Below are 21,400 nucleotides of genomic sequence, written 5' to 3'. Positions count from 1 at the left end.
CAAGCATAAAGACTGTTTTACTTCTGAATTCTGAATTCTAACTCCTGAATTCTGCTGTAATTAATCGAGTCATTGCAACATCATCTCAACCATTGCCCCCAATATACAAAGAGTTTTAGAAAATTTTACGCTTTAGTCAGCCACGACTCTAAGGCAGTTTTTGCTATTCTCGTTGTCACAAAAATAATGAACATGCTCAAAATACCACTTTTGTAGAGGTTCTTATTTACATCATTCTCAATCTGAGGTTTATAGGTACGAGAGGTATGATAGTAGCAATTACGGTAAAGTGCGCATGTAGTTGCGTCAGTAGTTTGAGCGATCGCTAAAGTTGCTATAGATGCTATTGAGCCTGCAAGAATAAAAGATGTAAAGCGATTCATAAGTAGTAAGCTTAGAAAATCGATATTACTTACTACACCTGTAAATACAAGAATTTCTGAAATCTAGCTAAAATTGCTCCAAAGCATAGACTGCAAGACTTTTAGCCAATCAGTATTTCCCTTATACGTGACTTAACCCAGATTTAATTAACAATCTTCATAAACTACAGACACCTTATGAGTAAATCCTACCTAAGAGAAATTTTGTGTAAGCCTTGAATATCCAGATTTATTACCGTACTGCTCATTTACTACTTAAAAAGGTAGCCTGGAAGTGGCGGTTGTTCACTTGCATATACCCATCATGTTGCCTAAACCCAAGAAATATTGGACACCTTCACACTGGGCAAGTTGGAAGCCCTTTGGCATTGGCGAACAGTACCCGAATAACTACTGGGAAGTTTTTCGGGCCATGTGGTTGTCACGTAAGCAGCTGCCTTATGCATGGAATATTTTAAATAAGGGTGTCTGTGATGGTTGCGCTTTAGGAACCACCGGGATGAAGGATTGGACGCTTGATGGTATTCATCTCTGCAATGTGAGGCTGCGGCTGTTACAAATGAATACTATGCCAGCTTTGGACCCAGCGCTGCTGAAGGATATTTCACTGTTGCAAACTCAAAAAAGTGCTCAATTGCGTGATTTGGGAAGGCTTCCCTATCCAATGATCCGTCAACGGGGAGAAAAAGGTTTTCAGCGTGTAAGTTGGGACCAAGCCCTAGAAGTTATTGCCAGTCGTATTCGCGCTACTTCACCAAACCGCCTCAGTTTTTACATTACCAGTCGCGGCACTGTTAACGAAACCTACTACGCCACCCAGAAAGCTGTGCGGGCAATGGGATGTAACAATATTGATAATGCTGCCCGGATCTGTCATTCCCCCAGCACCGCAGGTCTGAAGTCTGCTCTTGGTGTGGGAGCTACTACTTGTTCTTATAAAGACTGGATTGGTACTGATTTATTGGTCTTCATTGGCTCTAATGTTGCTAACAATCAGCCTGTCACTGTGAAGTATCTCCACTATGCGAAGAAAGCTGGTACAAAAATTGTAGTGATTAACACTTACCGCGAGCCTGGAATGGAGCGCTATTGGGTGCCTTCAATTGTAGAAAGTGCTTTATTTGGCACCAAGTTTGCCGAAGATTTCTTTCTGGTCAGCTTGGGCGGAGACATGGCATTTTTGAATGGCACAATTAAGCACATGATTGCCAACAACTGGCTAGATCAGTCGTTTATTGAGCGTTATACAAGCGGTTTTGAGGAACTCAAGGCATTGCTGTCCAGCCAATCGTGGGAAGAATTAGAACGGCTTTCTGGAAGCACCCGCGATGAAATGTATGCCTTTGCCAAAATGGTTGGTAAAGCCAACAAAGCTGTATTTGTCTGGAGCATGGGAATCACCCAGCATGAATGTGGTGAAGATAATGTGCGCAGTATCATCAACTTAGCACTCACCAAAGGTTTTGTCGGTCGGGAAGGCTGCGGTTTAATGCCAATTCGCGGTCACTCTGGAGTGCAGGGTGGTGCAGAAATGGGATGTTACGCTACAGTGTTTCCTGGTGGTAAGCCCATCACTTCAGAAAATGCTACCCAATTAAGTCAGATGTGGGGTTTTGAAGTACCTGCAACTCAAGGTTTAATTGCTCCAGAAATGATTAATGCAGCGCATCAGGGACAGCTAGATGTGTTATTTTCTGTGGGAGGTAATTTTCTAGAAGTATTGCCAGAACCGGATTATGTCGAAGCTGCACTAAAGCGGATACCACTGCGGGTGCATATGGATATTGTGCTTTCTAGCCAAATGTTAGTGGAACCTGCGGATACAGTAGTGCTTTTACCTGCTACAACTCGCTACGAAATCCCAGGAGGAGTAACAGAAACTAGCACCGAACGGCGAGTAATTTTCAACCCCGAAATTCCAGGGCCGCGCGTTGGAGAAGCGCGTCCAGAATGGCAAGTATTTATGGAATTGGCAAAACGGGTAAGGCCAGATTTAAAAGACAAGCTGAGTTTTGAAAATACAGCTATAATGCGCCAGGAAATTGCCCAAGTTGTTTCCCAATACGCTGGAATTCAACACTTACAGCAACAGGGAGATCAATTTCAGTATGGTGGTTCCCATCTGTGTTTTGGCTGGAGCTTTTCTACACCCAATGGCAAAGCACACTTTACGCCTTTATCTCCACCTCAAAAACAATTACCAGCAGGTTGTTTCTTTGTAGCAACGCGGCGGGGTAAGCAGTTTAATAGTATGGTACAAGAACGCAAAGATGCGATTACTGGGGCAGTAAGAGAAGCAGTATTAATCAATGCCTCTGATGCGGAAATATTAAGTTTAAAAAATGGTGATCGCGTAATTCTTAAAAATGATTTAGGCGAGTTACAAGGACAAGTTTATTTAGCACCGATTCAACCGGGAAACTTACAAGTACATTGGCCTGAAGGAAACATACTCCTAGATAAAAGTAAGCGTTCTGTAGAAGGAGTACCCGATTACAATGCGATCGTACATTTGGAAAAAATCTGAATTTAGTTTCATCCAGCTACACTAAAACTTATATCATCCAAACACTTGCAGCCATGTCCGTCGCCAAAGATTTACCTACCCCAGAAGGTGTTATATTTCCAGACAGTGATTTATACAGTGACGAACCGCCTTTGGAAAGCTATCTACATTTACAGCAGATGTTGCTGTTATTAAAATGCCTGGAATGGTGGTGGCGAGACCAGCAGCATTTTAATGATTTTTTTGCTGCTGGCAATCTTACTATTTATTACAGTCAACGTCAGCGTAAGTCAGAAGATTTTCGCGGCCCTGATTTTTTTGTTGTACTCAACACTGAAAACCAACCTCGTGACACTTGGGTTGTGTGGGAAGAAGACGGCAAATATCCAAACTTAATTATAGAATTACTTTCTCCAACAACGGCATCGGTTGACAAGGGCTTAAAAAAACAAATTTATCAAGATATTTTCCGCACTCCAGAATACTTCTGGTTTGACCCCAAGAATTTAGAATTTGCCGGGTTTATCTTAGTTGGTGGTACATACCATCCCATAGAACCTAATCCTCAAGGTTTGTTATGGAGTCAGCAGCTAAGTTTGTACTTGGGTGTGCATGAAAATAAATTGCGCTATATTACTGCGGAAGGACAGCTAATTCCTACACCAGAAGAATTTGCTCAACAAGAAAAGCAACGCGCCGAACAAGAAAAGCAAAAAGCTGAACGCCTAGCAGCAAAACTGCGAGAATTAGGTATTGATCCAGAGAATTTATAACAGTGGTACGGAAGAGAAAGCCAAATGCACTAAATCCTACTAATGATTAAACCTTTGGGAAGCAAGACAAAAGCTACTGTCTGGGTGGTAGAAAATGGCAAAATGCGTACTCGCTTTGATCATCTCACCACTGAAGAGCCATTAGAGATTCGGCTAGTTTCTCAGAATCGCACTATAGCTGTTACTATGCGAACACCAGGGGCAGATTTTGAATTAGCCGCTGGTTTTTTATACGGTGAAGGAGTCATTAACTCTAAAAAAGATATTCAACGCATGAGTTATTGCGTCGATGAATCTGTAGATGGTGAGCAGCGTTACAACATAGTAAATATAGAACTCCGAGAAGGGTTGATTCCAGATTTACAACCGTTGGAGCGACACTTTTATACTAATAGCGCTTGTGGGGTGTGCGGTAAAGCTAGCCTTGAAGCTTTACGTTTGCGGGGTTGTCCAATAATTCCCCTAGGCCCTATGGTTACACCAGAAATTATTTACAGCCTACCAGAACAGCTCAGATCTGCTCAAGGTATCTTTACTGCTACAGGCGGCTTGCACGCTGCGGCTGTGTTCGATGCCCAAGGACAAATGTTAAATTTGCAAGAAGACATCGGCCGTCATAATGCTTTAGATAAATTGATTGGTTTAGCTTTACTTAATGATGAGTTGCCTTTAAATAATCATATTGTCATGGTTAGTGGACGCTCTAGCTTTGAGATTTTACAAAAATCTACTGCTGCTGGGATACCTATTGTCTGTTCTATTTCGGCTCCTAGCAGTTTAGCTGTTTCTGTTGCTAAAGAATTCGGGATTACTTTAATTGGATTTCTGCGGGGAGAACGTTTCAATATCTACACTGGTTGGGAAAGAATAAATGCTATTTGATCGTCGTGGGTGCAAGCCAATTTACTAACCTGGCTTATGGCAAGTTTAATGATGATTATAAAAATTAAGACTCAACTATGAATCATTAATTTTTACCAAGCTGTTTTCTATAAAATATATAGCTATTTCATACCCTTTTAGTTATTGATTTGAGAAATATCTCATCGGCAATAAATAAAAGCTAGCTTTTGTAATACATAATTAATTACCAGTAAAAATATTGATAATTAAGGAAACTAATCCTATGTCAACTGTAACCATTGAAAAAATTGTTGCTGCTTACTTTGCAAATATTGCAACCATGAATCCCGAAGGCTGGGTAGAAAACTTTGCCGAAGATGCATTAAGTTACGATCCAGTCGGTGAACCACCTACAAAAGTGCATGAGGGATTTCGTCAATTTATAGGGCAGTTGCAAGCGGTCTTTGAAAAACTAGAACCAACAACCGAGCACATTTTTATAGCTGGTAATGAGGCAGCAGTTAAGTGGAAAATGCAAGGAGTGAGCAAAACTGGTAAATCAGTAAATTTTGAAGGAATTACGATTTTTGAGATTAACGAAGCAGATAAGATTCAAACTATTCGCGCTTACTGGAATCCAGCAGCAATGGTGGCTCAACTGCGCGCTTAGAATTACTTTTTTGGTAGTTCAAACTATCCAGATTAGCCGCTGTGCGTTAGACTAAAGGCATTGGGAGCAAAATCTCTGGCAGTAAGTTCAACCAACGACTAATCTTCACCACTCCAGCGACAATGTCTCAACAGCATAATGAATCACCCCAAATTCAGCAAATAATCGGACTGAAAGCAAATCACTTTGCTGATTTAGTTAGAGCCGCACAATTAATTTTCGACCCCGCAGCAGGACTTTCTGGCAGAAATGTAAACGTTGACTGGCGAGAGTTCGGTATTCCCCTTGATGTGGCGGAAAATCTCAAATTACTTGGTGAGCAGTATCGATATGCATCTCCTCATATTCCTGTAGAAAACATTTGGAGTCAATTGACTCTAGAAACTCGTATTTGGTTCATGGAACATAAAGATGAGTTGTGGCAGTTAGAGGAAGCTTTCCCGGCTCTTGATGAAGACTAGGCTTTAGTCAGCGAGATGAAAAATGGATTGATGCCAAGATAGCTGAAATAGTAAACAACTAGACTCTAGAAAAAATACAGTTTGTACGTAGGGGCACAACTTATGTTGTGTCCTTACTGTATGATTAACTACAAAAATTATTTAGAAACTGCTTTTGATAATGCTGTGGTTACATTATTTATATAAAAATTCTATGTCATTGGTTAGAACATTTGAATTTAAACATTATCTGAGGTATTGCGCGAGCGCATTAGCTTATAGGCAAAGTTAAACTAATTAAAAATGCGCTTTATCAATGAATCATAGCTTTAGCATTGCTCCCATCGTGGAGGACTCCACTGCTGAAAATCCTACCGTTGCTCCACAAAACCTATTTGTCAAGCAACTAGCTGTCCTAATTTTAGAAATGCTGCTAGCATTGCCTTTAGGTTTAAGTTTAGCAAGGTTCCACATTGGGGGAATTGCTTGGATATTTGGGGGTATCGCTGCTGGTACTGTAATTTTACAGGGATGCCGAATTTTCTATCAATATTCTCCCAAACCTAACCGAACTGCTAGAAAGGTTGGCATGGGATTAGTAGGATTAACAGTTGGAGCCGCAAGTAGCCATAGCGATTTAGCTACTGTAACTTCTGGTATTCCGATTTTTGTTTTACTAACATTTTTTCTTCTACTTTGTGGTAGTGGTATTGGCTACATTTATTCCCGCCTGAGCAAAACTAATTTGTTAACAGCAATGCTAGCTACAGTTCCCGGTGGTGTGGGAATTATGGCAGCTATTGCCGCCGATTATGGCAGAAATGTCACCTTAGTGGCATTAGTTCAAGCCTTGCGCGTCACTTCTGTGGTTTTTCTTATTCCTTTTATCGCTAGAACCACAGTTGGTAATTCTTGGAATCCACAAACAATCTCTATTCAAAGTAATCTACTGAGTTTCGAGCCATCACAATTAGGATTACTCTTGTTAGCACTGGGGGTAACTGGATTTGCAGTTTATTTATCGATATTATTTAAGATTCCCGCAGGCGATTTTTTTGGTGCATTGTTAATTGGTATAGGATTTAATCCCGTGCTAAATTTGCTGCCTTTTGTACATAATCTTCACTTTACTCCACCATCACTGATTAATATAGTTGGTCAAATGCTATTAGGAATTACCATTGGTGAGTATTGGGGAGATAAACCTACTTTTGGGAAACGCACAGTAGCCTATGCTGTGATGTCTGTAGCAATGACTTTAATTGCTGGTGCGATCGCTGCTATGCTGGCTATGCAATTAACTTCTTGGGATTGGTTAACTTGTCTATTAGTTACCGCACCAGGAGGTTCAGCAGAAATGATTCTAGTTTCCTTAGTATTGAATCATAATGTTGAAGTTGTCACAACTGGTCATTTAGTCAGGTTGATTGCAATTAATAGTTCTTTGCCAATTTGGATATTTCTGTTTCGCCGTCTTGATGGGAACTTATCTACTTGACAGTCAACCCTGAAATTGATTCCGGGAACCCTGAAGTTGATTCTGGGTACGCGAAACACGCAAACGTCAACCCTGAAATTGATTCTGGGTACGCGAAACACGCAAACGTTAACCCTGAAGTTGATTCTGGGTACGCGAAACACGCAAACGTCAACCCTGAAGTTGATTCTGGGTACGCGAAACACGCAAACGTCAACCCTGAAGTTAATTCTGGGAACCCTGAAGTTGCTTCAGGCTGCTGTTTTAATGTAGGGTGTGTTGCGCTACGCGACAACACACCGACGCGCCATTAACAATTCAAGGTGCGTTAGCCTACGGCATAACACACCCTACGAAGTAATTACAAATTACCTGTAATCCTGGCGTTGAATATCCCGTAAACGTGCAGCATCACGCATATTGTAATCAGCGCGAGTAAAGCGATTTAGCTGCATTTCAAAGAATTCTCGATTTGCTTGTAAATGTTTGGGATTTGTGTCATCTAAAGGATATAAAAGTGCAGTTCGTAATGCTTGAATTACCGCCGAAGTTACATTGTACATTGAGCGTTGGAAACTAATTCCTAACTGAATCAACATATCTTCTTCGCCACGGCAATATTTTTTGTAATAATCAACAAGATATTGGGGTAAGAAGTGTAACATATCTTGCATCAACAGTGTTGGCGGAATACCAGCAGTACCTACAGGAAACACATCAGCGTAGAGAATGCCATAGTGGAAATCTTTTTGCTCGTCAGGTACTTGACCTGCTTGAGCATTATAAGATTTTGTCCCCCGGAAAGGGGCTGTGCGGTAGAAAACTGCTTCTACATAGGGTAAGGCGGCTTCGTATAGCCAGGTAAAACCTTTAGATTTGGGAATAATTTCATAGCACTCCCCATCAATATATACATGATGGTAAATCGGACGACCTGCGATCGCAAAAATGCCATTCACCAAAAAGTTCATCGCATCGGGGACACCTTTAAACCCACCTTCGTCGTAGATATCCGACATTTCAAAGAACACAGGTGCCATGACTTCCCAGAATAAGCCTAAGTTAGAGTAGTAAGACATCTGGCGACACTGTTCCAAAAACATATTCGGGAACAACTTGTGCAGTGTCAACATTACTGGATTACCTTTGAAATAAGCTTTAATTGCCCTATCAGCATTAGCTTTATATTCTTCCGAGTCGAGGTAAGCGTCAAACTGGTTCACTGGCGCATACATTTGACGATGCCAAAGCATAGCCCGCATACAAGCTTCAGCAAACTCCATGTTAATGCGATCGTGGAATAGATGGTGAAATAATTTGGGCATTTTGCCAGTTTCACCTTTTTCGATAAATGCCAATAATTCTGGATGGGCTGTAGCTTGTCCGCGCCAAATGCGTAAATCGGCATCATCACCAGCATAATGATTATGTCGGTCTAAATACTCTTTAGGTAAGAAGTATTTAAAGAAAGGAAAGGGATTTAAAAATTCGCGTTCAGCAATATAAAGTAAATCGCGCCAGTAAAAATCCATCGGCACTGCATAAGCTTTATACAAGCCGATAATTTGCATTAGGTTTTCTGGAGTATCGGGTAGCATCGAACCGCCAGCTTCTAAGCGATGAATTACTTCTGCAAACTCATGATGGGAAGGAGGTAATTTAGTTACTTTATCAACAGTTGTTGTCATAATATAAATCCTCTTTTAGTTCTCTGATTTTTTGTAAAGGCTGTCATTTATCATTAGTAGTTTCTGATAATTATTTTAAAACTACTATAATGATGGCTCTTCTTGAATTTGGTTATTTTGGATTAATAAATTTTCCCGAATTTTCAGGGCATGGAAAATACTCAAAACATCATGTGTCCATACTGGCAGAATGATTGTCATGGCTATTTCCTCAATACTGTAGACTACGCCAGCAATACAAGTCAGCCATAAGGCAATTCCTGCGTAGTTAAAGCCAAACAGAGAAATAATCGCAATACAAAGAGTAATTCCCCAAAACTTAGCTGAGTAGGTGTGATAGCTAGCAGGTTTACCATATTTAACTAAATTCACTATCCACCATATCAATTGTGCGAAAACAACTGTGAGTAATGGTATGCGATCAGCAATTAAAACATCTTTATATACCAACCAAGCACTCACAAATATGCAACTAAAAAGGCAGACATCAGCCCAACTATCAGCTTGTCTTAATTCGGCAGTACTGACACCAAGCCTTCGGGCAATAATTCCATCAAAAATATCAGAGAGGAAGGCAGCGACAAAACCAACAATGAACCAAATACTTGTTTTGCCATCAAGGGCATCCCAGAGGAGAAATGGAGAAATTAAAAAGCGAAATATTACAAGTCCACTGGGAATTAATTTAAGATTCATCCTTCCTCCTAATATTGCTAAATATCTCTTCTTAGCAATCTTAAATCATTTGAGAAAGTCTCTTACTTTCCTTTTCTTCGTGTACTTTGTGTCTTCTCTGCGAGACGCTGCGCGAAGGCGGTTCGTTTAGTTTTTGGTGGGCAATGCCCACCCGACTTGGCAGTTTGATAAATTACCTAAGTTGTGACTTATTTATGGTTTTAAAGCAATTTCAGAGTTGACGGTTTTTTCCAACGTAGGAATTGCAGCTACCATTGCTGTAGTTGTTGGTTCACTCCAACGTACTAACCAAGTTGGTTGAACTCCCAAAAAGATGATTAAAGCTGCCAAAATTAACGCTGGTGTTCTCTCAAACCATTCAATTTTAGGATAGTAGGCTAAATTGTCGAGTCTACCAAAACACGTGCGGTTGAGAAGGATGACAAAATAAACGGCGGTTAAACCACTAGCAACTACACACAATATTGTGGGGATAGGAAACGCCGAGAAACTACCTTGAAAGACAATAAATTCTGCAACGAATCCTGTTAAACCGGGAATACCAGCACTCGCCATTCCACTTAATACCAGCAAAGCACTAATTAATGGTAAACCCCGAATTGGACTCATTAAGCCATTGAGTTTATCTAACTCACGAGTTCCAACTTTGGTTTCCACGACTCCCACCAAATGGAACAAGATAGCCAGAATCAAACCGTGGCTAAACATTTGGGCAACAGCACCAACCAGCGCCAGGGAAGTACTAGCAGCACCAGCCAACAAGATATAACCCATGTGACCGATGGAACTGTATGCTACCATGCGCTTGATATCTTTTTGGGCGATCGCAACTACTGCCCCATAAATTGCACTCACTGCGCCCCAAGTTGCTAAAGTAGGTGCAATGGTACTCCAAGCTTGGGGAAACATACCCATGCCAAATCTTAACAGTCCGTAGGTTCCCAGCTTTGCCAACACCCCACCTAAAAGAATCGCAATCGGTGCTGAAGCTTCTACGTAAGCATCAGGTAACCAGGTATGAAAGGGAACCAAGGGAATTTTGATACCAAAACCTAATACTATTCCGGCTAAAAGAATTATTTGCATTCCAGCCGATAGGGTTTGGGTAGAGACTGCATCAAAGGCGAAACTGGTAGAACCAGTCAGCCACACCATACCCAAGAAAGTTGCCAGAATTAATGCCCCGGAAACAGCAGTGTAAATTAGGAATTTTATCCCTGCATAACCCCGTTTTTCCCCTCCCCAAATCGAAATTAGTAAATAGAAGGGGATTAATTCTAGTTCGTAGAACAGGAAGAATAGCAGTAAATTTTCAGCTAAAAATGCACCTGCTACCCCACCACTAACTAATAAAATTAGCGAGTAAAAAAGCCGAGGTCTTTGAGTTTCTTTGCTGCTGCTGTAAATAGCAATCCAGGTAAGCAGGCTATTTAACACCAACATCAATATAGAAAGCCCGTCAACACCTAATTGATAGGTTAACCCGAGAGTTTCATTCCAAGGTATATTCTCTTGAAATTGCATACTCGGATTGCTGATATCAAATTTGAACAGGATAAAAATATTCCAGAGCAAAACTATAGCAGCAAAGTATAATGCGCTTAACCGCACAGTATTGGTAGGCAGATTTTTAGGTATTACTGTGATAATAGCTGCTGCTAAAATCGGGAGCCAAATCAAAACACTTAACATGGCAATTTGTGTAAGTTACTAAAAAGGAGCAATATTCAAAGGAGTCAAGGTCAATAGTCAATAGTTAAGGGACAAATGACCAATGACCAATGACTAATGAACTTAACTAACTAAGCTGACTTTGCCAGTATCTAAATCGTAATAACCACCAACTATTTTCAGTTTGCCGTCTTTGATTAACTCAGAGAGAACAGGGGATGATTTTAACTTGTCAATTTGTCCTAAAACGTTAGCTTTACAAGCATTTTCTAATTTATCTCCTGGTTGCCCTTTAGATTTTTCTACAGCAGGTTGAATTGCAACTAATAAACTACCTATTTGCCCTGGTACTGAGGCACCTTTGATAGTTGCATCTACAGCGCCACATCTTTCATGACCTAGTACCATAATGACTTTGGTACCTAGCACTAAGCTGCCAAATTCTAGGCTACCAATTTCCTCTGGCGTAGCAATATTACCAGCAACACGACAGACAAATAAATCGCCAAGTCCCTGATCGAAAACAATTTCTGAAGGTACTCGTGAATCTGCACAACTTAGAATCGAAGCAAATGGTTTTTGACCTTTTGCAACTTCGCGTAAACGTGATTGGTTTTGGTGGGGGTTGCGTCTTTTTGCTTTTACAAACCTATCATTTCCATCCAATAATTCTTTTAATGCTTCATCGGAAGTGATATCTTTTTTGCTTTGGGCTGCGGCTTTTCCTGGTGCAACTAAATTTCCTCCAACTCCGGCTGCTAATACTCCTGCACTAATTGCCCCTGCACTTAGCTTGAGTAAATTTCTGCGAGAAACATTTGTTTGGCGAGATTGTTTTTTCATTTTCTTCTCCTCACACGTTAAATTTGTCTGCTTCTAAATGTCTTGAAAAGTTTTCTAATCACAGATGAGAAAGGAGTAGTTAGGTTAGAGGCTAGTATTTTTATTCGTCATTCAGCACTGTTTAAATTAGTCAATCACGAAAAATTTTATTTCTTCTAGCCCCTAGTTCCTAATTTCTAATTCCTAAAACATCAAATCTAAAAACTGTACTCCCCAAAATGGCCAGGTTACCCACATTCCCAATACGCCAACGCCCAAAAGCACAGTGAAGGCATAAAATTGGGTTTGTCCAGATGTACTATATTTAAGACCTTCGCCAGTTAATAGCGAGAACAAACCAACCAAATTTACAATGCCATCGACTACAAAACGGTCAAGCATATCGGCAAATTTAGAAAGTTGGGCGACGCTGAAAATAATCGTCATCCGATAGATTTTTGGGGTGTAAAAATCGTATGCGAACAAGTCTTGTAAAGGCTGCCAAGGTAAGCGAATTGGTTTAGGAATATTACCTAAATAAATTACGCCAGTAATGCCACAACCAAAAATACTTGACCAAATTAACAACAGTGCAACATCTTTATTGAGAATTACCCAATTTGGTAGTAATGATAAGCTTTGCAACACTAAGGGAAGATGTAAGACGAAGCCTAGTAAAATCACCATTGGCAATACCATCGGCCAATGAACTTCAGGCGATCGCTCACTCATCTGTTTGGGTTTACCAGCAAAAATCAAACCGAATTCTCTGGTTAAACTTACGGCTGTTAAAGCGTTCACGGCTATAACTACACCTACTAACCAAGGTTGATTTCCCCACAGTCCATCTGTTAATTCCATCAACGCCCAAAAGCCGCCTAGGGGAGGAAACCCAATTAACCCTAAAGTCCCAACAATAAACGCTATTGCAGATATTGGACGACGTGACCATAGTCCACCCAATTGGCTAACATTTTGGGTGATGCTGTTCCAGATAATTCCGCCGGTACTCATAACCAACAGTGCAGCTGATACAGCATGAGCCAGTACTAATAATAGTGCTGCTTCATCTTGTTTCGTGCCGACAGCGATGAACACCAACCCCATGTAAGCACTGACAGAATAGGATTGACAGCGTTTAATATCAATTTGCGCGATCGCAATTAAGGAAGCACCAATGGCTGTAACTGCACCAATTGCTACCAGGGCTGAGGAAACGATGGGCGACAAAGTTAACACAGGTTGGAGTTTAATCAGCACCCACGCACCACTCGCAACCACCACCGAGTTCCGCAAAATTGTACTGGGAACAGGGCCTTCCATCGCTTCATCCAACCACAAATGCAGAGGGAATTGAGCACATTTACCCATTGGCCCTGCAATTAAGGCTAAACCCACTAGCGCCATGATTGTCGGATCAACATTTGCGGTTGTTGCCCATTGAGCTAATTCTGTATAATTCCAAGTTCCGGCTATAGGCCATAGTCCTAACACACCCATCAGTAGGAATAAGTCACCCACCCGTTTGGTAAGGAAAGCATCTCTTGCACCGCTGACTACCAATGGCTGACTGAACCATAAGCCAACTAGCAAATAGGTTCCTAAAGTCAGAACTTCCAGAATTACATAACTAAAAAACAGGTTATTACACAAAGCCAGGGCACACAATCCCGCTTCAAATAATCCTAATAGAGAATAGAAGCGTCCCCAACCCCAATCCATTTCCATGTAACCAATAGCATAAATTTGCGCTAAAAAATTTAAGCCTGTGATTACAATTAAAGCCCCCACACTGATTGAAGAAATTTCGATAGCGATGGTAAGATTTAAACCAGCTGTAGAGAGCCAAGGTATAAATACTTCTATTGGTGGCTGATTCCAAGTAGCGAAAAATGCGATCGCACTGTGCATCAACGCTAAAAATGTCATTACTAAATTGACATAACCCGCCGGTCTCGGGCCAGTACGGCGAATTACTCCCGGCGACCAAGGAACGGCCAAAAGCCCACCTATTAAGGCATAGCACGGAACTAGCCAAACAGTCTCTAAGAGAAACTGAGCCATGAACTTACCTCTTAACTTGCAGCAAAACTTTGGGGTTGTGAATCAAAGAGCTTTGATTGCAGCTAACCCGGCCATTACCGATAATTTGATTTTATCTTTGCTTAATCTTGTTAGAAATAGCTTACCTTTATCTATGACAAAAAGGAAATACTTAAAATAAATAAATCATCGATACTTCCTCTAATTAATTCTTATATAAGGGTTTTATTTGATTAACGAATCATAACTATTAATTTCTATCTATAGATAATCCTTGCTAAGAATAAATACTTATCATTGATTTTTTCAATGGACATAAATGACAAGAGACGCAGTTGATGGCGTCTCTACAAATTTGTTAAATCAGGGTTGACACTTGAGTAACTTTATTATTGAAATCACCAGCCACAATTACTGGCGGTTGGTTAAGTTGGCTGATGGGGGCGGGTTTCATATCGCGGTAGTCGAGGATCTGGACTATGATTAGGTAGGCGATCGCTAAAACCACAGAAATCGCACCTGTAACAATGGCAATTATTTTCGAGCGTTCCATTAGTCTTTCCTGTAAGTGAATGTTTATACTGTGCCGATAGCGTTCTTTATTGTATAGAATACATACCATTCGTAGGAGCATAGTACTGCTGTGCCCGATTGTATATTGCATCCACACGAGAACCGCTATATATCCACATTGCCACAGACCACTCATTTACTGATATATATCACTGCGGTAGGCTATTAAAGAAGAAAGTATCGCCCTAACCGCCATCCCGCCCAGAACTGAAGTTCCGGGCTAATAGCGTAAGTCCACTCAAGTGGACTGAATTATGCAGTTGAGTCTACTTCAGTAGACTTGATCTATTAGACTTGGAATTCATTCCAAGGCGGGTTAGCAGCGAAGCGGAGATTTTATTTGATCAACTAACCTCAACGATGAGCCTTTTATCCTCAACGTTGCACCTTTTATCCTCAACGATGAGCCTTTTATCCTCAACGTTGCGGCTTTTATCCTCGAAGTTGCACCTTTTACTCTCAACGTTGCAGCTTTTATCCTCAACGTTGCGGCTTTTATCCCCGAAGTTGCAGCTTTTATCCTCGAAATTGCGGCTTTTACCCTCAACGTCGCGCCTTTAAGCCAGAATCATACAAAATATTTCACCATTGCTGAATATACAGGCTGAAGCGTGTAGTAAAATTTGCTCATCTGCGTGCTGTGGAACATGGCTTTAGACTTCTCAGGGCAAAATCTCCGAGGACGCAACTTCAAACAACAAGATCTTGCGGGCGCAAACTTTAGCTATGCCGATATCCGAGGAACAAACTTCACCAATGCTAATTTAACAGGCGCAAACTTCAGCCATACCAAAGCTGGATTACAAAAACATTGGATCTTTAACTTAGTATTTATCACATTAGTTCTAATAGTAATACTGGGATTTATAACAGCACTTACTATCCGTCAGGCAGAAGAATACTATTTGAGTGTTGAAGGCATTCAAAAATATAGTGTTTTTCCTGGTGTGATTGTATACATACTATTGCTAATTTTTGCAATCATTACAGTTCACCGAGGTATGGAGACAACTTTCGGGGCTACAGCTTTAGCTTTTGCTGTGGCTGGAGTTGGTACTGTTGCTATTAGCGGGGATAAAGCTTCGTTCGTAGTTTCAATTGGTATTGGAGTTGTGATTATAGCTATGTTTGTAGCTTTAATTGCTTCTGTAGGTGGGGCTGTTATTTGGGCTGATGATTGGGCTGTGGTTCAGGCTGTAGCTTTGTCTTGGTTTGGATCTGGGACTTTCTTTTTAGTGTGCTTGATCATTGGGTCGAAAATTGGGACTGGGTTTTTGGCTGTAGCTTGGACTGGAGGTTTTGCTTTGGGTGGGGGATTGTTAGCCAATTACTTTGGTTGGTTAATTTTATCGAAAAATCAGAAGTTTACATTGATTCAACAGACTGTAGCGATTGTCATTGCCACAGGTGGCACCAGTTTTCGTAACGCCAATCTAACAGATGCTAATTTCACTCATGCAAAACTTAAAAGCACAGATTTTAGAAATGCTAATTTGACTCACACCTGCTGGTTCCAAGCCCAAAAGCTGAATATGGCCCTTATTGGGACAACTTATTTGGAAAAATTATTAGTTCAAAAGTTACTAACTACAAGAAAAGGACAAGATAAAAACTTTGATGGTTTATCGCTACGAGGTGTGAATCTTTGTAGTGCAAACTTAGCAGATGCTAGCTTCATCGGTGCTGACCTCAGTGAAGCTAATTTGCAAGATGCCGATTTATCCAGAGCAAAACTCAAGCAAACCCAACTAGACGCAACCGATTTAACAGGTGCAACTCTCACAGGTGCATTCATTGAAGATTGGGGCATTACCAGTGAAACTAAATTGCATGGGGTGAGGTGTGAGTATATCTTCATGCGCTTACCCACCAAAGAAAACCCCGACCCTCATCGCAAACCTGATAATAAACAAGAAGTATTTAAAGATGGGGACTTTGGCGACTTCATCAAGCCAATTTTTGACACCCTCGACCTTTACCACAGTCAAAGTGTTGACCCCCGCGCCATTGCGATCGCGTTCAAAAACCTAGCAGAAAATCACCCAGAAGCAGAGTTAGAAATTGTGGCAATGGAGAAACGCGGCAATGATAAATTCTTACTCAAAGCTAAAACCGCGCCAGGGAGTGATAAATCCCAACTCAGCGCCGAATATTTTGATGATTATAATCAACTCAAGGCTTTGTCCCAAAGTCAGCAATTATTGCTTATAGAAAAAGATAGTTATATTCATGATTTAAAAAATATGCTCACGACTGCGCTTGGGCAGTCAAAATATTATATACAAGGAGATAACAAAGTGTCTGATATCAGCGGCATCAATATTCAAGGTAGTAGTAATGTTAGCGGTATTGCTGGGGGTGGTTCTGTCGCCAACCTAGGAACAATTAGCGGTAATGTGAGTATTGCCCTCAATCAGTTACCCGATGCACCCGAAGCAGAAAAACCCGGAATCAAAGAATTGTTGACGCAATTGCAAGCAGCAATTTCTCAGTCACCAGAGTTATCCGCAGACGACAAAGCTGAGGCGTTAGAACAAGTGCAAACTTTGGCAGAAGCGGCGAAAAATCCCCAAGAGAATGCCACGAAGAAGACTGCAAAGACTGCAATCACAATGTTGAAAGGAATATTTACAGGCTTACCTGCTGTCGCTTCATTGGTGGAAGCTGGTAATAAATTATTGCCGCTAATTTCTAAATTATTCGGTCTGGGATAATCTTGCATTAAAAGACCACTTTCACGAAGAATCTCACAACTCTTGGCAAGGCTTGCTTTTTAATTGCGCCTGTGATAAATTTTCCTTGTAAACTGAAACTACTGTTACTCTAGTGGATTACCGTAGTTTTAGAGCAACTGATATCAAAGCTAAATGGGCGGTACGACGAGAGTACTAGAGGTAAACTCTAGGCTCTCATTTTCATTATGGAGAAGAAGTTGTTGTTCATGCAGTTTCGATGATTCTGATTACAGCGATTTTTACTTGAGTAGACCACAGGTGCATAATTACAAGATATTGCAGTTTCCGCTTAGATAAAGTACAGAAATTTTAATATCAGGAGTTTTTAACGGAAAACAGATAATTGTTACTTCCTCAGAGGGATGGAAAATAGATAACAAAGAACAAAACTTTTACTCATTCCCCGGACTTAAAAATTTTTATTGCACTCAACTAAAGCTAAATCCTCATGCTGTGGACTTCTAATTATATTTCCCCAACTCGAAAAGTTGTATTGCACTCAACAGCAAACCGCCATAACTTGAACAGGGCTGTTAAAACCGCAACTAAACAAAACTTAGCAAACTAGGTTATTTTGCAGTCAGCAATTACAAGTCTACAAAACTTAACATCTCATTAATCTATTGCCATATTCCTCTTAGGCTATGCCAGACAAGATATTCGCGATCGCTTTCTAGATAATTACTGAGAAATTTTTTACCAAGTGTGGCGTTATGGTACTCCGATTGAGTCTACCCTGGTTATTAGTCATAAAATAGGTAGCAAAATTTCTTGTAAATTACTACGACATTGGAGTAAATACTATACTGATTTGAAAATTAAAGCTCGTAGAAAATGCGATCGCCTACATTCATGACGTAATTTTTTAACAGTACGAGCAAAAGTGCAACGGCAACAGGACAGCTATCTATGGTTGCTTAGTTCAATGAAAAACCTTGTAACTATTGCTTAGGCTAAATTTATCCATAATGACTAAAGTTTTTATCCTTGATGCTGACAAACAACCTTTATACCCAATACACATCAGCTATGCCAGAAAGCTGTTGTCACAAGGAGAAGCTGCTGTATTCCGGCGATACCCATTTACCATCATCCTGAAGGAACCCCTAACCCATTCAAGGCTTGAGCAACTGGGCTTTAAGATTGACCTAAATGTCAACCAAACTAGGAGCGTGCAGCGTCGATAAACATGTTCATGCACAACAGTACAATAGCTTAAAATAAACATTTTTTGAATGTTGCGATCGGTCATAGCATTGTTGTCACCAACAGCTAGAGAATCAGTATTGATGCCGATCGCTTTGCAAACTGAAGAATATAGATATTGCTAAAAGAAAATTTAGTTACTTGAGAGTTAGGAAAAATAATATGCCTAAATTAGATAAACCTAAACCTCCTGTATTTGAGTGCGTTGAAGATGAACGCTTGCACCGCAAACAACGCCTAGCTGCGGCGATTCGCTTGTTTGATCGGTATGATTTGAATGAGGGTACAGATGGTCATATTACAACTCGCGATCCAGAATTTACAGATCATTTTTGGATCAACCCCCTAGGGATAGATTTCAGTGAGATCCGAGTTTCCAATTTGATATTGGTGAATAAAGATGGAGATGTTGTCAAAGGCGATCAGCCTGTGAATCGAGAAGCCTTTGCCATTCACTCCCATATTTATGAAGCTAGACCCGATGCGATCGCTACAGTTTACGCCCATTCAATTTATGGTAAAGCTTGGTCTAGCTTAGGTCGCCCGCTTGACCCTCTCAACCAAGATTCCTGCGCTTTCTACGAAGACCACAGTGTATTTCATGACTGTACAGGTGATGTACTAGATCCATCCGTAGGTAAACAAATTGCTGAAACCTTGGGGAATCATAAAGCTGTAATTTTACGTAACCACGGTATGCTTACCATCGGTCATTCAGTAGATGAAGCTGCGTGGTGGTTTCTTAACCTAGAACGCTCAAGCCAAGCACAACTTCTAGCTGAAGCTGCGGGAAGACCCAGTATCCTCGAGCACAATACGGCTCGTTTAACACAAACCCAAGTTGGCACACATTTCAATGGCTGGTGCTGCTTTCAGCCACTTTATAACAGAATTGTGCGCGAAGAACCAGATTTACTTGAGTAGTTTGAGATTTGGAATTAAAAATCCTTATCAATAAGTTTCAGTCAGCTTAAACAATACTACTTATAGCTATTTTTATTAATCAATTTAGAAAACTAAAGATTATGGATTTACAACTTAATGGCAAAGTAGCTTTAGTCACAGCTGGGAGCAAAGGGCTGGGTAAAGCCACAGCAAGGCAATTTGCCCGCGAGGGTACAAAAGTGGCTATTTGTGCCCGCAGTGAACTAGTTGACAAAGCTGCTGTGGAGATCGAAAGCGAAACAGGTACAGAAGTGCTGGCTATGCGTGCAGATGTAACTCAAGCAGCAGACATTGAGCGGGTAATTAATACAACAGTAGAGAAATTTGGCAGGTTAGATATCCTGGTTACTAATGCTGGAGGGCCACCTGCTGGCACGTTTGACGATATTGATGTTGCAGCTTGGGAAGCCGCAATCAATCTAAATTTGCTCAGTGCAGTTCACTTGGTAAAATCTGCCTTGCCGCACCTACGCCAATCTAGCGCTGCGGCGATTCTCACCATCACTTCAACCTCGACTAAACAACCAGTCCAAAATCTCGTTTTGTCGAATTCAATTCGTCTAGCGGTAATCGGTTTAACTAAAACACTTAGCCAAGAATTAGGTAGCGATCGCATCCGTGTCAACAGCATCTTACCAGGCTGGACATATACAGAGCGAGTAGAAGAATTAATCAGCGCCCGCATTGCTAAAAGTGGCACAACCAAAGAAGCAGAAATTGCAGCTATCAATGCAAATATCCCTGCTGGTCGCATGGGTACTCCGGAGGAGTTTGCCAATGTAGCTGTATTTCTTTGTTCACCCGCAGCCTCGTTTGTGAATGGAGTTATGCTGCAAGTTGATGGCGGCAGCAACCAAGGAATATTTTGATTGAGCCAATCTACACATCTGATAGTGGAGATAGAAGCGATCGCATATCTGTCCAACCGTATGCAAATTCAATCAGTTGCACTCCACCAATCTCGACTTGTTTTTGATTTACCTGCCGACCATCCAGCGTCTAGCAGGTACATCGGCTAACTGTGCTTCTCGAACGATCGCAAGCTTTGTTGCTAAAATTCCTCTGCTATCGGCTTGGGAAAGATTTCACCAGCTAAGTAAGCATCAAAGTGTTGTTGGAAGTATAGCCAAGAAGTCATATCTTCACCATCAAGAAATGATTTTGGGGCATTTTTGTACAGAGGGACACGAGTATTGATTTCATCTTGTAGCAATTGGGGTAACTCAGTAAAACCATTTACCTTACTCCCAATAGCACTATAGATTAGTTGACCAGGGCGATCGCCCATTTTCATCCAAGGAAGCCACTGACCAATTCGATCCCAACTCAATTTAAGTTGCGAAACTGAAGCAAGTTCTGAGTTTTCTAAATCTGCGGTGGGCACGGTGAGCTTAAATAATTCTGCTGCCTGATAAATTTGTTGTGGGCAGTATTCGGCAAATTTAGAGTCTGCTGCTAAGGGGTTAGGGTAAGTGGGAAAGATATCAAAAACAAAAGTTGTGCTGTCACCTTCTACTTGGGCAGGAAATTTACCCTTAAATTCACCTTGCACGGGATTATTCGCTACGTGCATTACCGTAACTGTCTCGCCTGTCCAAGGATTTTCCCATTTGTGCAATATCTCCCCTGTCTCTGGGTTAAGGTAGTATGTCAGTTCTCTAGAAGTAAAATCCCACTTACCCTCTTCTGTTGCGATGCATCTACTCGCGCTCATCCCGACTATTTTAAATAGAAGTTTTCGCTTTTCCCCGGGGATAAATGCGTAAATTTTCCCTGTCCAAATCAGGAAGGTGGATTGGCTAGAATCGAGGGAAGAACGTGTTTTTACCCACTGCTGGGCATCCAATTCTTGAATTTGGGCAACCATTTACAGCATCCTTATATAGAAATCACATGGCAAGCAGATTGAGAATAAATTAGCCTTACCGA

The 21,400-nt window shown here is 41.0% G+C and carries 20 protein-coding genes; 12 read left to right on the top strand and 8 right to left on the bottom strand.

The window, feature by feature from the left end; all coding sequences use genetic code 11:
- Positions 1 to 125: 125 nt before the first annotated feature.
- A complete protein-coding gene (locus BV372_RS35300; protein ID WP_143845199.1) occupies positions 126 to 383 on the bottom strand; it encodes a hypothetical protein in 258 nt (85 codons plus the stop codon).
- 304 nt (positions 384 to 687) lie between these two features.
- Between BV372_RS35300 and BV372_RS19285 the strand changes: the two genes are divergently transcribed.
- The 6 genes from BV372_RS19285 (at position 688) to BV372_RS19260 (ending at position 7,113) form a co-directional block, all read left to right on the top strand.
- Entirely contained in the window at positions 688 to 2,910 is a 2,223-nt protein-coding gene (locus BV372_RS19285; protein ID WP_086688110.1) for an FdhF/YdeP family oxidoreductase, read from the top strand.
- Positions 2,911 to 2,963: 53 nt separating this feature from the next.
- Positions 2,964 to 3,662 (top strand): Uma2 family endonuclease, encoded by a 699-nt coding sequence (locus BV372_RS19280; protein ID WP_086688109.1) that lies wholly within the window; start codon positions 2,964 to 2,966, stop codon positions 3,660 to 3,662.
- A 42-nt stretch (positions 3,663 to 3,704) separates the two neighbouring features.
- Positions 3,705 to 4,544 (top strand): formate dehydrogenase accessory sulfurtransferase FdhD, encoded by an 840-nt coding sequence (gene fdhD, locus BV372_RS19275; protein WP_086688108.1) that lies wholly within the window; start codon positions 3,705 to 3,707, stop codon positions 4,542 to 4,544.
- Between the two features lie 244 nt (positions 4,545 to 4,788).
- A complete protein-coding gene (locus BV372_RS19270; protein WP_086688107.1) occupies positions 4,789 to 5,175 on the top strand; it encodes a nuclear transport factor 2 family protein in 387 nt (128 codons plus the stop codon).
- A gap of 122 nt (positions 5,176 to 5,297) precedes the next feature.
- Positions 5,298 to 5,636 (top strand): hypothetical protein, encoded by a 339-nt coding sequence (locus BV372_RS19265; protein ID WP_086688106.1) that lies wholly within the window; start codon positions 5,298 to 5,300, stop codon positions 5,634 to 5,636.
- 295 nt (positions 5,637 to 5,931) lie between these two features.
- The gene (locus BV372_RS19260) at positions 5,932 to 7,113 is read left to right on the top strand and encodes an AbrB family transcriptional regulator (protein WP_086688105.1); all 1,182 of its coding nucleotides are present in this window, start codon (positions 5,932 to 5,934) and stop codon (positions 7,111 to 7,113) included.
- A gap of 347 nt (positions 7,114 to 7,460) precedes the next feature.
- Here the strand turns inward: BV372_RS19260 and BV372_RS19250 are convergent, their stop codons facing one another.
- The 5 genes from BV372_RS19250 to BV372_RS19230 all read right to left on the bottom strand — a co-directional run bounded on the left by BV372_RS19250 (position 7,461) and on the right by BV372_RS19230 (position 14,033).
- Positions 7,461 to 8,780 (bottom strand): CO2 hydration protein, encoded by a 1,320-nt coding sequence (locus BV372_RS19250; protein ID WP_086688103.1) that lies wholly within the window; start codon positions 8,778 to 8,780, stop codon positions 7,461 to 7,463.
- 84 nt (positions 8,781 to 8,864) lie between these two features.
- Positions 8,865 to 9,476: a CDP-alcohol phosphatidyltransferase family protein gene (locus BV372_RS19245; RefSeq protein WP_086688102.1), complete on the bottom strand. Its 612-nt coding sequence runs from the start codon at positions 9,474 to 9,476 to the stop codon at positions 8,865 to 8,867.
- A gap of 192 nt (positions 9,477 to 9,668) precedes the next feature.
- Positions 9,669 to 11,168 (bottom strand): NADH-quinone oxidoreductase subunit M, encoded by a 1,500-nt coding sequence (locus BV372_RS19240; RefSeq protein WP_086688101.1) that lies wholly within the window; start codon positions 11,166 to 11,168, stop codon positions 9,669 to 9,671.
- A 102-nt stretch (positions 11,169 to 11,270) separates the two neighbouring features.
- Entirely contained in the window at positions 11,271 to 11,990 is a 720-nt protein-coding gene (locus tag BV372_RS19235) for a carbonic anhydrase (protein WP_086688100.1), read from the bottom strand.
- Positions 11,991 to 12,173: 183 nt separating this feature from the next.
- Positions 12,174 to 14,033, bottom strand: a complete 1,860-nt coding sequence (locus tag BV372_RS19230; RefSeq protein WP_086688099.1) for an NAD(P)H-quinone oxidoreductase subunit F — start codon at positions 14,031 to 14,033, stop codon at positions 12,174 to 12,176.
- On the opposite strand from BV372_RS19230, the gene BV372_RS36465 reads away from it, so the two are divergent.
- Positions 14,032 to 14,193: a hypothetical protein gene (locus BV372_RS36465; protein ID WP_179198149.1), complete on the top strand. Its 162-nt coding sequence runs from the start codon at positions 14,032 to 14,034 to the stop codon at positions 14,191 to 14,193. The genes BV372_RS19230 and BV372_RS36465 overlap by 2 nt on opposite strands.
- A gap of 177 nt (positions 14,194 to 14,370) precedes the next feature.
- On the opposite strand, the gene BV372_RS19225 is transcribed toward BV372_RS36465, so the two are convergent.
- Positions 14,371 to 14,565: a hypothetical protein gene (locus BV372_RS19225; RefSeq protein ID WP_086688098.1), complete on the bottom strand. Its 195-nt coding sequence runs from the start codon at positions 14,563 to 14,565 to the stop codon at positions 14,371 to 14,373.
- A gap of 667 nt (positions 14,566 to 15,232) precedes the next feature.
- Between BV372_RS19225 and BV372_RS37750 the strand changes: the two genes are divergently transcribed.
- The 5 genes from BV372_RS37750 to BV372_RS36460 all read left to right on the top strand — a co-directional run bounded on the left by BV372_RS37750 (position 15,233) and on the right by BV372_RS36460 (position 20,490).
- Positions 15,233 to 17,299 (top strand): pentapeptide repeat-containing protein, encoded by a 2,067-nt coding sequence (locus tag BV372_RS37750; protein ID WP_086688097.1) that lies wholly within the window; start codon positions 15,233 to 15,235, stop codon positions 17,297 to 17,299.
- Positions 17,300 to 18,288: 989 nt separating this feature from the next.
- Entirely contained in the window at positions 18,289 to 18,507 is a 219-nt protein-coding gene (locus BV372_RS19215) for an RRXRR domain-containing protein (RefSeq protein ID WP_086688096.1), read from the top strand.
- A gap of 160 nt (positions 18,508 to 18,667) precedes the next feature.
- On the top strand, positions 18,668 to 19,450 hold the full coding sequence (locus BV372_RS19210; protein WP_256973322.1) for a class II aldolase/adducin family protein: 783 nt from the start codon (positions 18,668 to 18,670) through the stop codon (positions 19,448 to 19,450).
- 101 nt (positions 19,451 to 19,551) lie between these two features.
- Entirely contained in the window at positions 19,552 to 20,340 is a 789-nt protein-coding gene (locus tag BV372_RS19205; RefSeq protein ID WP_086688094.1) for an SDR family oxidoreductase, read from the top strand.
- Positions 20,341 to 20,490, top strand: a complete 150-nt coding sequence (locus BV372_RS36460; protein ID WP_179198148.1) for a hypothetical protein — start codon at positions 20,341 to 20,343, stop codon at positions 20,488 to 20,490. It abuts the gene before it with no gap.
- 32 nt (positions 20,491 to 20,522) lie between these two features.
- On the opposite strand, the gene BV372_RS19200 is transcribed toward BV372_RS36460, so the two are convergent.
- A complete protein-coding gene (locus tag BV372_RS19200) occupies positions 20,523 to 21,338 on the bottom strand; it encodes a DUF1838 domain-containing protein (RefSeq protein ID WP_086688093.1) in 816 nt (271 codons plus the stop codon).
- Positions 21,339 to 21,400: the final 62 nt, after the last annotated feature.

It is taken from the genome of Nostoc sp. T09 (assembly GCF_002154695.1).
Taxonomy (GTDB): Bacteria; Cyanobacteriota; Cyanobacteriia; order Cyanobacteriales; family Nostocaceae; genus Aulosira.
This window is presented reverse-complemented; position numbering and strand designations above follow the sequence as displayed.

Excerpts from the sequence above, each read along its gene's own strand:
- BV372_RS19240 (WP_086688101.1), bottom strand. The coding sequence starts at position 11,168 with ATGTTAAGTGTTTTGATTTGGCTCCCGATTTTAGCAGCAGCTATTATC.
- BV372_RS37750 (WP_086688097.1), top strand. The coding sequence starts at position 15,233 with ATGGCTTTAGACTTCTCAGGGCAAAATCTCCGAGGACGCAACTTCAAA.
- BV372_RS19250 (WP_086688103.1), bottom strand. The coding sequence starts at position 8,780 with ATGACAACAACTGTTGATAAAGTAACTAAATTACCTCCTTCCCATCAT.
- BV372_RS19230 (WP_086688099.1), bottom strand. The coding sequence starts at position 14,033 with ATGGCTCAGTTTCTCTTAGAGACTGTTTGGCTAGTTCCGTGCTATGCC.
- BV372_RS19225 (WP_086688098.1), bottom strand. The coding sequence starts at position 14,565 with ATGGAACGCTCGAAAATAATTGCCATTGTTACAGGTGCGATTTCTGTG.
- BV372_RS19235 (WP_086688100.1), bottom strand. The coding sequence starts at position 11,990 with ATGAAAAAACAATCTCGCCAAACAAATGTTTCTCGCAGAAATTTACTC.
- fdhD (WP_086688108.1), top strand. The coding sequence starts at position 3,705 with ATGATTAAACCTTTGGGAAGCAAGACAAAAGCTACTGTCTGGGTGGTA.
- BV372_RS19205 (WP_086688094.1), top strand. The coding sequence starts at position 19,552 with ATGGATTTACAACTTAATGGCAAAGTAGCTTTAGTCACAGCTGGGAGC.
- BV372_RS19200 (WP_086688093.1), bottom strand. The coding sequence starts at position 21,338 with ATGGTTGCCCAAATTCAAGAATTGGATGCCCAGCAGTGGGTAAAAACA.
- BV372_RS19245 (WP_086688102.1), bottom strand. The coding sequence starts at position 9,476 with ATGAATCTTAAATTAATTCCCAGTGGACTTGTAATATTTCGCTTTTTA.
- BV372_RS19270 (WP_086688107.1), top strand. The coding sequence starts at position 4,789 with ATGTCAACTGTAACCATTGAAAAAATTGTTGCTGCTTACTTTGCAAAT.
- BV372_RS19285 (WP_086688110.1), top strand. The coding sequence starts at position 688 with ATGTTGCCTAAACCCAAGAAATATTGGACACCTTCACACTGGGCAAGT.
- BV372_RS19280 (WP_086688109.1), top strand. The coding sequence starts at position 2,964 with ATGTCCGTCGCCAAAGATTTACCTACCCCAGAAGGTGTTATATTTCCA.
- BV372_RS36465 (WP_179198149.1), top strand. The coding sequence starts at position 14,032 with ATGAACTTACCTCTTAACTTGCAGCAAAACTTTGGGGTTGTGAATCAA.
- BV372_RS19260 (WP_086688105.1), top strand. The coding sequence starts at position 5,932 with ATGAATCATAGCTTTAGCATTGCTCCCATCGTGGAGGACTCCACTGCT.
- BV372_RS19265 (WP_086688106.1), top strand. The coding sequence starts at position 5,298 with ATGTCTCAACAGCATAATGAATCACCCCAAATTCAGCAAATAATCGGA.
- BV372_RS35300 (WP_143845199.1), bottom strand. The coding sequence starts at position 383 with ATGAATCGCTTTACATCTTTTATTCTTGCAGGCTCAATAGCATCTATA.
- BV372_RS19215 (WP_086688096.1), top strand. The coding sequence starts at position 18,289 with ATGACTAAAGTTTTTATCCTTGATGCTGACAAACAACCTTTATACCCA.